The sequence below is a fragment of the Trinickia dabaoshanensis genome (genome assembly GCF_002879885.1).
GTDB classification, from domain to species: Bacteria; Pseudomonadota; Gammaproteobacteria; order Burkholderiales; family Burkholderiaceae; genus Trinickia; species Trinickia dabaoshanensis.
Genome location: NZ_PNYA01000050.1, coordinates 1 through 11785, shown reverse-complemented (window position 1 = coordinate 11785; position 11785 = coordinate 1). Strand labels below are relative to the sequence as shown.

Here is an 11785-nt window from a genome sequence, read left to right as displayed (position 1 = left end):
ATCGAGGCATTCGGGCAGAAGTGAAACCTGCTTGCGGTCATCGCCTTCAACGAATCGCTTCATGAGTCACCCGGCGGTCGATGCGTTGATTCAGTTTAGGCGATGACTACGTTTTCACACAGCCTCGGTCGGGCTGCGTCAGTCCACTCCGCAAACTCATCGCTCGGAAGCGGTCATTGGAATTCAGCGGCCCGCAAGCGGCCATTCGGCAGCGCGTACTCCCGACCCACTCCGGTCAGACGACCTTCTCCAAAGCGGTCAGACGGTCGAATCCAGGTTTTGCGAACTAGAGCGCCATAAAGCGGCCGTCGGCGACCTTAAGCTTTTATTGCAGCCGCGTCTTCAATGCGGCTGCCATCTGCTGCATGGCGGTGCGTGTCGGGGCATCAGCGGCCAGGACGTTGAGCAAGCCGAAGTCGTGGATCGTGCCTTTGTATTGGGTCGTCGTCACGTCGTTGCCTGCCAGGTCGAGCCGATATCCATAGGCTTCGCCCTCGTCGCGTAGCACGTCGAACTGCGCCGTCTGGATCAGCGCGGGCGGCAAGCCCTTTAACTCGTCGAGCGTGGCGCGCAGCGGTGATGCGTAGCGCTGATTGCGCTCGCCTGCATCGGTCGTGTATGCATTCCAGAACCATTTCATCATCGCACGGCTCAGAAAAAAGCCGTTAGCGAAAGCGTCAAAGGAAGCGTTCTCGAATGCGTGGTCCATCACCGGCCACATGAGGCCCTGGAACCGGATCGCAGGGCCTTGACGGTCTTTCGCCATCTGGCTGACGACCGCGGCCATGTTGCCGCCCACGCTGTTGCCGACAACCGCCAGCCGCGCTCCATCGACGCCGATTTCCCCGCCATGCGCGGCGACCCACTTCGTTGCGGCGTAGGCCTCGTTGATCGCAACCGGGAAGCGGGCCTCAGGCGAAGGCGTGTATTCGACGAACGCGGCGGCCGCGCCCGATTGAACGACGAGGTCGCGCACGAGACGCTCGTGCGTCGGATAATCCCCGAGAATCCAGCCGCCGCCGTGGAAGAACATAAACACCGGCAGCACACCGCCGGCATGCTGCGGCTTGACGATGACGAGCGATAAGTTTAGACCGTCTTGTTCGACCACGCGGCGAGTGACGTCGATGCCTGAAACGTCGACCTCTACGCTCCGCTGCGCCCCTGTCAGGACCTCGCGTGCTTCGGAGGGCGTGAGGGTCTCGATTGCCGGGCCGCTGCCGCTGTTGACGGCTTCGAGGAAGCGGACCGTTGCGGTACTGGGGGTGCTCGACGTGGCTTGCGGATTCATCCTGATCTCCTTTCGGTACGGTTGAGGTGCTTGCGACCCGATGTCGAGCGGCCGATGGCACGCTCCCGCGGCCCCAAGCCGCCTTCGCGCAAGGGCGGCTATACGGAGTGCTGCGATTTACTCAAGACTGAAGACCGAATGCTCGCCTCAAGCTCTTGTCGACCTGTGCAGACGGCGCGAAGCGACGCAAGAAGCTCAGTAACCTCGCCCTGCCGTCCGCAGGTTGTCTCAGCCGGTAAGCGCCGCGAACGATCGACAGGATTTTGTTTGCCACCGTCTCGGGCGGCGGCGCGTCGCTGATTTGCTGCCGCACGGCGTTGACGCTCTGGGTGTAAGCGCTAGCGTATTCGTCGAGCATGACCTGGGTCTGCGTCGCGTTTATGTCCAGATTCGTGCGACTAAAGCTCGGCTCGACCAGCACGACTCGCACGCCGAAAGCCCGCACCTCGTGGTCGAGCGACTCCGAGAGCCCCTCTAATGCGTGCTTGCTGCTCGCGTATAGACCCATGAATGGAGCAGGCAGGAAGCCCAGCACTGAACTGATATTGACGACGAGGCCGCGGCGATTGTTGCGCATCGAGGGCAAGACGGCCCTCGTGACCCGCAGCACACCGAACACGTTGACATCGAACAGTGCATGCGCCTCGGCGTCGCTGGTGGCTTCGACAGGGCCAACCAGCGAAACGCCAGCGTTGTTGATCACAATGTCGATTCGCCCGGCTTTCTCAATCACCTTGCTCACGGCCGCTGCGACCGATGCATCGTCTTGCACGTCCATTCGAACGTACTCGACGCCGGGCGCCGTCGCAGCAGCTTCGGGTCTCCGAACGCCCCCGAACACACGGTATCCAGCGCCAGCCAGCGTTCGTGCCGTTGCGTCGCCAATGCCAGAGGACGCCCCTGTAACCAACACTACAGTACCTTCATTCTTCATGTTCTCTCCAGTACATCCGGCACCCCCAAGACCTCTGCCGGTAGCCCACAGCGAGCGGCAATTAGGGTTCAGCGCACGCAGAGCATGATTTGCGCGACTTCTTCGGCGGCGTCGATCTGGGGCCAGTGCCCCGCATCCAGCGCGTGAAGCGAGACGTTCCGCCCCTGCGACTGCATGTGTTGAGCAACGCTCACGTGGAGATAAGGATCTGCATTGCCCCAGATGAGATGGACGGGAACCCCGGAGCGCCTGAAATCGACTAACCGAGCCGTGTTCGCCGCCACCTCTTCATGCAGTTGAGACGTCATCTGCGCGAATGCCATGGCTGCGCTCGGCTGTTGGCGAAAGTTGTTGTCGATGACAGGGCCGAGGAACTCAAAATAGTTCACTTTCTGCTCATCGGTCAGGCCGTGCTGAAGCAGGTTTCGCTGAAAATCAATGAGCCACGCAAACTGCTGTGGGCTTTGCAAAAAGTGCATCGCCAACTTTCGCAATTCCCTGTTCGAAAAGAGCTCGATCAGTTCAGGCACCCGCAGGCCAGGCGCATCGCCGTAGAAAGCGTTCATCACCACTACGGCGCTCGTGCGGTCGGGGTGCTTCAGCGAGAAGTTGATGGCTGCGGGTCCACCGGCATCATGGCCGACGGGAATGATCCGATCGAGCGCGAGTGCCTCGGCGACCGCTTCGAGATCGGCCAACTGTTGCGGGAAGCTATATTGCGCGCCGACGGGCTTATCGGACCCGCCAAAGCCGAGGAAGTCGACGGCGACCACGCGTCGGCCGGCGGAAACGAGGCGCGGAATGAGCAGGTCGTAGATGTGCGAGTCGTCAGGAAAGCCGTGCAGCACGACGAAGGCGGGACCACTGCCTGCGAAGTCGCGGGCATAGACACTGCCACTGTCACGCTTGATGCGATGCTCCGCGAATTGCGGCAGGGCGGGGTACGTGGATGTCATTTCGAACTTCTCCATTTTGGTCTGGGTAGGGCACACGACGCATTGCGCGGCGCAACGCTATCGGTGTTTGCCGGCATCGGGTTTGCCGCTTGGTTGATCGCTTCCGTAAAGTGCTTCAAGGCGAGGACGTAGGCCGCTCAGGTCGTAGCCTGCAGCGGCAATCCGTTGCAAAAGCTCGTCAGGCTCGATCGACGCGCCGGCAGAGAGCGCCCATAGCGTGGCGGCCCGTACACCGGTGCGGCAATACGCGATCACGGGGCCATCCAACGCACCGAGAGCCGACGAAAACTTTGCGGCGTCCTCAACTGTGGCTTTTCCAGGCACAATGGGAATTGCCGCGAAACCGAGCCCGGCCGTGCGGGCAGCCTCACGCATCTCGGCGATGGTGGGCTGGCCCGGCTCCTCGGCGTCGGGACGGTTGACGATGACGGAGAGAAAACCTCGCGCCTTTGCCTCCGCGATATCGGCAATGCTCAGTTGCGGACTGATCGAGAGGTTCGGCACAAGCTCTTTGGGGTTCATCGCGATCCTTGTGGGTGATTCGTGGAAGGGAGCAAGTGGACGGGCGAAAGAAACCACGCGCATTCGCTTAGGCCGGCGCATCGGGGCACTTCGCGATTGGAGCGTGGGCGTCGCCTGCCCGCTCGTCGAACTGATCAGATCGTATCCAACGGAATCCTGAGATAGCGTCGGCCATTGCTTTCCACGCGCGGTAGTGCGCCGCCGCGCATGTTTACCTGAATTGCCGGAAGGATCAGCTTGGGTACCGCTAATGTTGCATCGCGCGCGTTACGTGCGGCAACGAACTCGCCTTCTGTGATGCCTTCTCGAGCATGCACATTCGCCATACGTTCCGCGCCAATCGTCGTTTCCCAGGCATAACTGTCACGCCCCGGAGCCTTGTAGTCATGACAAAGAAAGAGCCGCGCCCCGTCGGGTAGGCTGAGCAGCCGCCGAATCGAGCGAAAGAGCTGGCCTGCATCGCCGCCGGGAAAATCTGCTCGCGCGGTTCCATAGTCCGGCATGAAAAGCGTGTCGCCGCAAAACACGGCGTCGCCAATCACATACGCCACGTCCGCTGGTGTGTGGCCCGGAACGTTAAGAACGGTGCACTCCAGCGCCCCGATCGTGAACAATTCGCCGTCGTCAAACAGGTGATCGAACTGCGATCCGTCTCGCTTGAACTCGGGTTCGGAATTGAAAATGTCGCCGAAGATCTGCTGGACGGCCGTGATGCCTCGCCCGATGGCGATCTTGCCGCCCACCTGCGCCTGCAAAAAAGGTGCAGCGGTGAAATGGTCCGCATGCGCGTGCGTCTCTAGCAGCCATTCGATCGAAAGTCCCTCCGACTCGACATAGTCGACGATTGCTTGCGCTGACCGTGTCGAGGTCCGGCCTGCAGGCGCATCGAAGTCCAGAACAGAGTCGACAACGGCCGCCGTCAGTGTGACGGGATCTTGGATGACATAGCTTGCTGTGCACGTGTCCTCGTCGAAGAACGAACGGACGATCGGTGCATTGCGTTTGCCGGCGCGCGTCTTGGCAATGTTGGCCGACGCCGTTTCAAGCGGCTGATCCAAGATTTTCCCCCCAGCTCGAAGTGGTTGCAGCGTACCTGAGCGAGGCGGCCCGGTCTTGGATAAAGCACCGGAGCGATGGACAAAACGCGGATATTCGCCTGGCGATACGAGTTGACGAGCGGGAGGGAACGCGCCAACGGTTGCGTCAGCGCGAGCGGTGTTGTAGCCGCCAATCCTTAGGTCTGCATCCTACGAGACGGACGAACACCCGAGAAAAATGACTCTGATCAAAAAAGCCGCAGTCGGCTGCGATGGCGGAAAGACTCGCGTCCGTACCGCGCAGTTGCGATTTCGCGCGATCGATCCTGCGCAAAAGTAGCCATTGATGCGGCGAGATCCCGGATGTCTGTTTGAAGGCTTCGGCGAAGTAGCTCGCGGAAAGACCGCATTGGCTGGCGAGATCCAGAATGGATGGATTGCCGTTCAGGTTCGCCTCCAGGAAATCGGCTATGCGCTGCATCTGCCAGGGTGCGAGCTTGGGCCGCTGGACGGGCCCTGAAGCGACGCTAGCGCCATAGCGGGCTATCACGTGCTCGCAAAACGCGATGGCCAGCGCATCGACGAACAGCGTATTGACCTCGCAGGGCTGCTGCAGAATGGGCACTAATGTCTGAGAAAAGCGATACAGCACAGCGTCCCATTCACCGAAGCCCTGCTGCACGAGGCCGTGGATACGGCGCCGACCCTTTTGATACACAAATTCGTCGATCGTGCGCTGCGAGATATACAGCCGCATGTTGTCGAACGGCTTGTCCAGCCGGCGTGTGGGACCATCGCGCAAGTCCAGCAGGCAGGACCAGCCAGGCATGCCTGCGTCCGCTGAACGTGCGATCCGCTTGCCCGAGTAACGAATATCGGGGTCGAGGTTGGCAATGAGCGGCACCTGAAAGACAAATGCTTCTTCCGGTTTCGGAGCGAGCGAGCGGCCAGGCTGAGGGCAGTCGTTGATCAACCTCGAAAACATGACAGGAGGCGCCAGCGCTGCCACGCCAGCCCGCAGCGTCGGTACATTCTGTAGGGAAAAGCTCTTCGCAAGGGTCGCTTCAAATGAATGCGGCCCGTTGTCAGCTGGATTCATTTCCCTCATATCCATTTCCCGTGATATCGGAGTGCCGGTGTTGGTACTGCTGCTTCTGCCGATGTTTCCACCGTGGCCTCGCAGAAAATTTGAATGGCAGGAGAGTAGCTTAGCGCAATCAAATTTATCTTCTGTGGCAGCACCGGCACCAGCGTTTTCGACCGAAGGACGGGAGACTCTCCGGTTGCTGACGGTAAGCCTCGGCATGTTCTTAATTGAGGTATCCCCTCTCCCACGTTTCGTCCATCGGACCGTGGGTTTGTCCAAGATCGCGTCAATAGGCTTGGATACTATGCCCATACGTCGAAGCAAACCTCTATCGCACCGACGCCCGCGCCCTGTTGAAAGCACAGCGTCAACCCAAGCCTCGTCGCATCCTTCAAGCGCGACGAAAGCCGCCGCGAGACAACCACATGGACTATCTTGATAAACTGCGGCTCTTCCTCTCCGTGGTCGAACAGCGCAGCTTCACGCGCGCCGCCGACATTCACGGGGTTGCCCCTCCCGTCGTATCGCGTGCGATCGCCGAGTTAGAAGCGCGTTTTGGCTGCCGCCTGCTGCACCGTACTACGCGGCAAGTTTCTCCGACCGAGGCAGCCGAACGAATCTACGAACGGTCGGCGGCGGTGCTCGACGAACTCGATGCGCTCGAAGCCGAGACAGTCACGCACACGCGAAAGCCGGATGGCTTACTGCGGCTTGTGGCACACACGAGCGCCACACTCAATCGGCTGGTACCGCTTATCGCGGGCTTCAAGGCTGCCTACCCGAAAGTGCGCCTCGATGTGACGCTCACGGAGCGTCCGGTGGATCTCGTCGGCGAGGGCTACGACGTCGGTATCGTCGTACCGTACATGCTCACAAGCGAATCGACTGTCGTCCGTTTGCTTGAGCGCATTCCTTTTGTCATCGTCGCGACGCCCGATTATCTGCGCGCGCACGGCTGCCCCACTGTTCCAGACGCACTAGCCGATCACCTATTCGTTCCGATGTCGCCGTCGCTCCGTCGCCCAGCGCTCACGTTCCGTCACGAGGGCGAAACGCTGTCCGTGCCGTACCGGTTCGATGTCTCCTCCAACAGCCCCGTATTCAACCGCGAGATGGTAGCGCGCCACCTCGGAATCGGCATCGTCCCGCGAGGGCTCGTCGAGGGTGAACTGGCGTCGGGGGCGCTCGTGCAAATACTCGAGGACGTCGATCTCGTCGACGCGTTTGTCGAAATCAAGCTTGCATACGCGAACCGCGCGCTTCTGCCAGCAAAGGTCAAGGCGTTCATCGACTATGCGACAGCTTATAGCGAAAGCGACCAGCCACCGCGGTAAGCGCTTTCAACGCGTGGCTGACATCGGCCTCGCACATCCATTCCCCCGCACCCGATTGATACGGTCACCGCATCAATCTCATCGTTCTACCGGCATCGCTTGTGCGTCGCCCCCCATCTAGCATGTGACGACTGCTAAACGCATTCGAGTGGCGCGTCGGTCCATCCGAAGTCGCAGAGTTCAGAGACGAGCTATTCCGGGTCACGCACCAGCTACTGGAACGGCAAGGCAATCCCGCGATCGGCGCACCGCGCCGCTCGATTTGATCAGCGCATTTAAACAGGTGAAGCGATGGATACGACACAAACTTCCGCCTCTCGAGAGACGGCGCCAGCCGCCGATATAGTGCGGCGCCGCCGCGTTCCGTGGATGGCGATCTCAGTACTTGCCGTAGTAGCCGTGGTAGCGACGGCGGCACTCTATTGGGATTTGGTGTTGCGTTTCGAGCAAACGACGGACGATGCGTACGTTGGTGGCGACGTCACGGTCCTCGCACCAAAGGTCGATGGCTTCGTCGATCGTATCCTTGTAGCCGACAACCAGCGCGTCAAGGCGGGCGACGTGCTGGTCCGTCTCGATGCGCGTGACTACGACGCGAAGCTTGCGAAGGCGAACGCTGAAGTCGACAGCGCTCGCGCGGCCGTGGCCGAACTCGAGGCCAAGCAGCGCCTTCAATTGGCGGTAATTCGCCAGCGTGTGGCCGACCGGAGTGCGTCAGCGGCTGAATTGTCCCGTGCCAGCTCGGACAAGGTGCGATATCGCGAGCTCGTTGTCTCGGAGGCGGTGTCGAATCAGATCGTCGAGCGGGCGGATGCCGACTACGCCAAGGCGAAAGCGGGGGTCGCGCGAAGCGACGCCGCCCTACTCGCGGGACAACGCCAGTTGGACGTGCTCGGTGCGCAGCTCGCCGACGCCAGTGCGCGTGTCAAGATCGCGCTCGCCGCGAAAGAAGTCGCGGCGCTGAATGTCGAATACACCACGATCCGCTCGCCGGTAGACGGTTACGTCGGCAACCGCACGAGTCGGCTCGGTATGCTCGCGAAAGTCGGTGCCCCGCTGTTGACGATCGTACCGGCATCGGGCCTTTGGATCGATGCGAATTTCAAAGAAGATCAACTGAAGCAAATGCATGCGGGCGATCGTGCCGACGTCTCGCTGGATTCATCGAGCTCGAGCTTGCACGGGCGAGTCGACAGCCTCGCGCCTGCGACGGGCGCAACCTTTAGCGTCTTGCCCGCGGAGAATGCGACCGGCAATTTCACCAAGATCGTGCAGCGTGTGCCGGTGCGAGTGTATCTTGACCCGCAGCCTGGATTGGCCAAAGTGCTGCGCGCCGGGCTGTCCGCAGTCGTGACTGTCCACACAGACCGCACGCGCTGAGACGGAGCCGAACATGACCACCGCTTTCTTCGACGATCCGGCATCACAACCGATGAAACAGCGCGTATTCGCGTTCGCGCTGATGTGCGTTGGATTTTTCATGGCCACGCTGGACATTCAAATCGTTGCATCCTCACTGCGCGATATCGGCGGAGGGCTATCGGCCAGCCAAGACGAGCTGTCGTGGGTGCAGACTGCGTACCTGATCGCCGAAATCATCGTGATCCCGATGTCGGGCTGGCTGTCGAAGGTGCTGTCAACGCGCTGGCTCTTCGTGGCGTCGGCGGTCGGTTTCACCGTCACGAGCATGCTGTGCGGCCTCGCATGGGACATCAACTCGATGATTCTCTTTCGCGGCATGCAAGGCGCCCTCGGGGCCGCAATGATTCCAACCGTGTTCACAACGGCGTTCGTCTTGTTCCCCGGCAAGCAGCGGCTCGTGGCGTCGACAACGATCGGTGCGCTAGCCTCGCTTGCACCCGCAGTCGGCCCGGTGATCGGCGGCTGGATCACGGCTCAATGGTCGTGGCACTGGCTGTTCTACCTGAACGTCATTCCCGGTGTCATCGTCGCCGCCCTTGTGCCGCGCTTCGTACATGTCGACACACCTGACCTCAAGCTCGTCAAGCGCGGCGACTATCTAGGCATCGCGCTAATGTCCGGGTTTCTCGGGTGCCTCGAATACGTCCTTGAAGAAGGCCCCCGCAAGAATTGGTTTGGCGACCATGTAATAGTCGCCTGCGCATGGATCTCCGCGGTCTGCGGATTTCTGTTCATCGTCCACGCGCTCACCGCGGAAGACGCGATCGTCGATCTTCGCGCCCTTGCCGTCCGCAATTTCGGCATCGGCAGCTTACTGTCCTTCGTGACGGGGATCGGCATCTTCGTGACCGTCTTCCTGACCCCGCTGTTTCTTGCGCAGGTGCGCGGTCTCAGCTCGCTACAGATCGGGATCGCGCTGTTGTCGGTCGGTGTATTCCAAATGCTCGCGCTCGGGGCGTATGCGATTGCGTCGCGATTTGTGAGCATGCGTGTGTTACTGGTCTTCGGCCTGATCTGCTTCGGCCTCGGATGCTACTTGTACACACCGATCACGCACGAATGGGGCTGGCAGCAACTGCTGCTGCCGCAGGCCCTGCGCGGAATCGGCCAGCAGTTCAGCATTCCGCCGATCGTCACCATGTCGCTCGGCGCGTTGCCGCAGTCCCGGCTCAAGTCGGCGAGCGGTCTGTTCAACCTCATGCGCAACCTGGGCGGTGCGATCGGCATTGCGGTGAGTGCAACGATGCTTAACGACCGGCTGAACTTCCATTACCTGCGCCTGAACGAGCACGTGCGCGTTGGCCAACCGCAAGTCGAGACGCTTCTGAGCCAGCAGAGCTCGTACTGGTCGAGCGTCGCCGGCGATACGTTAGACGCCGCTCAAGCCGGACTCGCCAATCTGCACCACCTTATCTATCGCGAAGCGCTGACTCTTACGTTCGCCGACACGTTCTATGCGCTGTCGCTCTGTTTCGTCGTCGCGCTTGTCGCGGTCATGTTTTCCAAACCGATTTTGTTGACCGCGCCGCCACCGGACGCGCATTGAGAGAACCGCCATGAAAAAGCTGTTTGTTGCCGCTGCCGTCAGCGTGCTCGCCACGGGCTGTGCCGTTCAGCCGGCAATGCACCACACGCTGCCCGAGTCGGTCGAATCGATCGCGCCCACCACGTGGGATATAAAGGTGCCGCTTCCCGACGTCGACGCCTCCGCCTGGTGGGCGCGGTTTCGCGATCCCGTGCTTGACCAATTGATCGCGACGGTCCTCCATGGGAACCTCGATGTACAGGCAGCCGGCGAACGGGTGAAACAAGCCGAAACGCTGACGGTGGAGAAGCGCGCGGCTCTGCTACCGGAACTCGATGCAACCGCGCAAGCCGTCGACAGGCGGCAGAACACCCCGCCCCCGGTCGGCTATGTAAAACAGGCGGGCGTCGGTCTCGCCCTAAGCTGGTCGCCGGACGTCTTCGGTGGGGAAAGGCTCGATATGCTGCAGGCAAAAGCCGGACTGATGGGGCAGAAACACACGCTCGATGCGATACGTCTTGCGCTGGCGGCGGACACCGCATCGGCCTACGTCGATCTGCGATGGGCGCAGCAGACGCTGCGCATCTTGAAGGACAACGTTCAGATCCGGCGGCGGGCGCTCGAACTGACGCGCAAGCGGTTAGCGTTCGGGCTCTCAACCGAGCTCGACGTTACGCGTGCGCAAAACCAGCTCGACGTGCTCGAGGCGCGCATTCCGGCAACGCAGGCGCAGATCGAGCATCAGCTCAATCTGATCGCCGTCTACTCCGGGCGCACGCCAGAATCAGTCGACCGCCTCGTGCTAAAGCAAGCGGGCGACATCCCAGCGCCTGCTGACGGTGTGCCACGAACGATGCCGTCCCAGGCGCTACTGCGCCGTCCCGACGTATTGAGCGCGTATGCGCAAGTCGAACGCCGCGCGGCAGAGGTTGGCGTCGCGAAGGCACAGCGTTATCCGAAGTTCTCGTTGAACCTCACTGACGGAGTTCTCGCGGCATCGTATCTTGGGTTGCCTACCCTCACCGACAACCTGTTTAGCGCGGCGCTTAGTGCAACCAGCCCCATCTTCAACGCAGGGCGAATTACAGCCGGCATCGCCAGACGCGAGAGCCAAATGCGCGAATCAGAGTTCGAATTGAGGCAGACGATGCTGCAGGCGCTCCGCGAAGTCGAGGACTCGCGAGCCAATCTGGTCAGCACCGCCGATTCAACACGCCGTCTGACCAGCGCGCTTGCGTCGTCGCATAAGGCGCTCGATCTATCGAACCAACTCTACAAAGGCGGCGCGACGGATTTTCTCGACGTGCTGTCGGCGCAGGAGGTCTACTTACGCGATTCGGATGCACTCAACCAGGCGCGACGTGAGCGTGCATTGTCGGCGGTTGCGCTATATCGGTCACTCGGCGGCGGATGGAGTAGCAACGAGTAACCAATGTGCTTCAGGTTGAGGCAGTGCCACGGGCAATTTGCTCGCCGGAAACCGGCCATTGAACGGGGGCGGACGAGACCTTGGCTATTCAAATTGGATGGCAACCTCGACCGGCGGGTCGTGGCCGAGATTTGTCAGTGTGCCCCTCTGTGGCACTCGTCGCCAATAGGAATCAGCTAGCCCGACGTGTCGCCCGCGCGTGCCAGCGCATTCCGCACAGCCCGAGCGAGTTCATCGAGTCGATACGG

General features: G+C 61.1%; 10 protein-coding genes. 4 read left to right on the top strand and 6 right to left on the bottom strand.

Translation table 11 applies throughout. From position 1 onward, the window contains the following. Window positions 1–325: 325 nt before the first annotated feature. The 6 genes from C0Z18_RS32030 to C0Z18_RS32005 form a co-directional block, all read right to left on the bottom strand. Window positions 326–1291 (bottom strand): alpha/beta hydrolase, encoded by a 966-nt coding sequence (locus C0Z18_RS32030; protein WP_102649484.1) that lies wholly within the window; start codon window positions 1289–1291, stop codon window positions 326–328. Between the two features lie 121 nt (window positions 1292–1412). After that, on the bottom strand, window positions 1413–2225 hold the full coding sequence (locus C0Z18_RS32025) for an oxidoreductase (protein ID WP_102649483.1): 813 nt from the start codon (window positions 2223–2225) through the stop codon (window positions 1413–1415). Between the two features lie 68 nt (window positions 2226–2293). Then, window positions 2294–3196: an alpha/beta fold hydrolase gene (locus C0Z18_RS32020; RefSeq protein ID WP_102649482.1), complete on the bottom strand. Its 903-nt coding sequence runs from the start codon at window positions 3194–3196 to the stop codon at window positions 2294–2296. A gap of 42 nt (window positions 3197–3238) precedes the next feature. Then, window positions 3239–3703: a TIGR01244 family sulfur transferase gene (locus C0Z18_RS32015; RefSeq protein ID WP_102649481.1), complete on the bottom strand. Its 465-nt coding sequence runs from the start codon at window positions 3701–3703 to the stop codon at window positions 3239–3241. Window positions 3704–3837: 134 nt separating this feature from the next. Continuing rightward, window positions 3838–4728, bottom strand: coding sequence for an MBL fold metallo-hydrolase (locus C0Z18_RS32010; protein ID WP_199189605.1), 891 nt, complete (start codon window positions 4726–4728; stop codon window positions 3838–3840). Window positions 4729–4906: 178 nt separating this feature from the next. Continuing rightward, complete coding sequence (locus C0Z18_RS32005) at window positions 4907–5839, bottom strand: helix-turn-helix domain-containing protein (RefSeq protein ID WP_158244348.1); 933 nt, start codon at window positions 5837–5839, stop codon at window positions 4907–4909. Window positions 5840–6252: 413 nt separating this feature from the next. On the opposite strand from C0Z18_RS32005, the gene C0Z18_RS32000 reads away from it, so the two are divergent. From C0Z18_RS32000 to C0Z18_RS31985, 4 genes are all read left to right on the top strand, one after another. Then, the gene (locus tag C0Z18_RS32000) at window positions 6253–7161 is read left to right on the top strand and encodes a LysR family transcriptional regulator (RefSeq protein ID WP_102649478.1); all 909 of its coding nucleotides are present in this window, start codon (window positions 6253–6255) and stop codon (window positions 7159–7161) included. Window positions 7162–7452: 291 nt separating this feature from the next. After that, a complete protein-coding gene (locus C0Z18_RS31995) occupies window positions 7453–8541 on the top strand; it encodes an HlyD family secretion protein (RefSeq protein ID WP_102649477.1) in 1089 nt (362 codons plus the stop codon). A 13-nt stretch (window positions 8542–8554) separates the two neighbouring features. Beyond that, window positions 8555–10129, top strand: a complete 1575-nt coding sequence (locus C0Z18_RS31990; RefSeq protein ID WP_102649476.1) for a DHA2 family efflux MFS transporter permease subunit — start codon at window positions 8555–8557, stop codon at window positions 10127–10129. 10 nt (window positions 10130–10139) lie between these two features. Beyond that, window positions 10140–11537, top strand: coding sequence for an efflux transporter outer membrane subunit (locus C0Z18_RS31985; protein ID WP_102649475.1), 1398 nt, complete (start codon window positions 10140–10142; stop codon window positions 11535–11537). The last annotated feature ends 248 nt before the right edge of the window (window positions 11538–11785 follow it).

Bases quoted from the DNA above. Each gene is read 5' to 3' on its own strand.
- C0Z18_RS32030 (WP_102649484.1), bottom strand. From the start codon at position 1,291: ATGAATCCGCAAGCCACGTCGAGCACCCCCAGTACCGCAACGGTCCGC.
- C0Z18_RS32025 (WP_102649483.1), bottom strand. From the start codon at position 2,225: ATGAAGAATGAAGGTACTGTAGTGTTGGTTACAGGGGCGTCCTCTGGC.
- C0Z18_RS32020 (WP_102649482.1), bottom strand. From the start codon at position 3,196: ATGGAGAAGTTCGAAATGACATCCACGTACCCCGCCCTGCCGCAATTC.
- C0Z18_RS32015 (WP_102649481.1), bottom strand. From the start codon at position 3,703: ATGAACCCCAAAGAGCTTGTGCCGAACCTCTCGATCAGTCCGCAACTG.
- C0Z18_RS32005 (WP_158244348.1), bottom strand. From the start codon at position 5,839: ATGAATCCAGCTGACAACGGGCCGCATTCATTTGAAGCGACCCTTGCG.
- C0Z18_RS32000 (WP_102649478.1), top strand. From the start codon at position 6,253: ATGGACTATCTTGATAAACTGCGGCTCTTCCTCTCCGTGGTCGAACAG.
- C0Z18_RS31995 (WP_102649477.1), top strand. From the start codon at position 7,453: ATGGATACGACACAAACTTCCGCCTCTCGAGAGACGGCGCCAGCCGCC.
- C0Z18_RS31990 (WP_102649476.1), top strand. From the start codon at position 8,555: ATGACCACCGCTTTCTTCGACGATCCGGCATCACAACCGATGAAACAG.
- C0Z18_RS31985 (WP_102649475.1), top strand. From the start codon at position 10,140: ATGAAAAAGCTGTTTGTTGCCGCTGCCGTCAGCGTGCTCGCCACGGGC.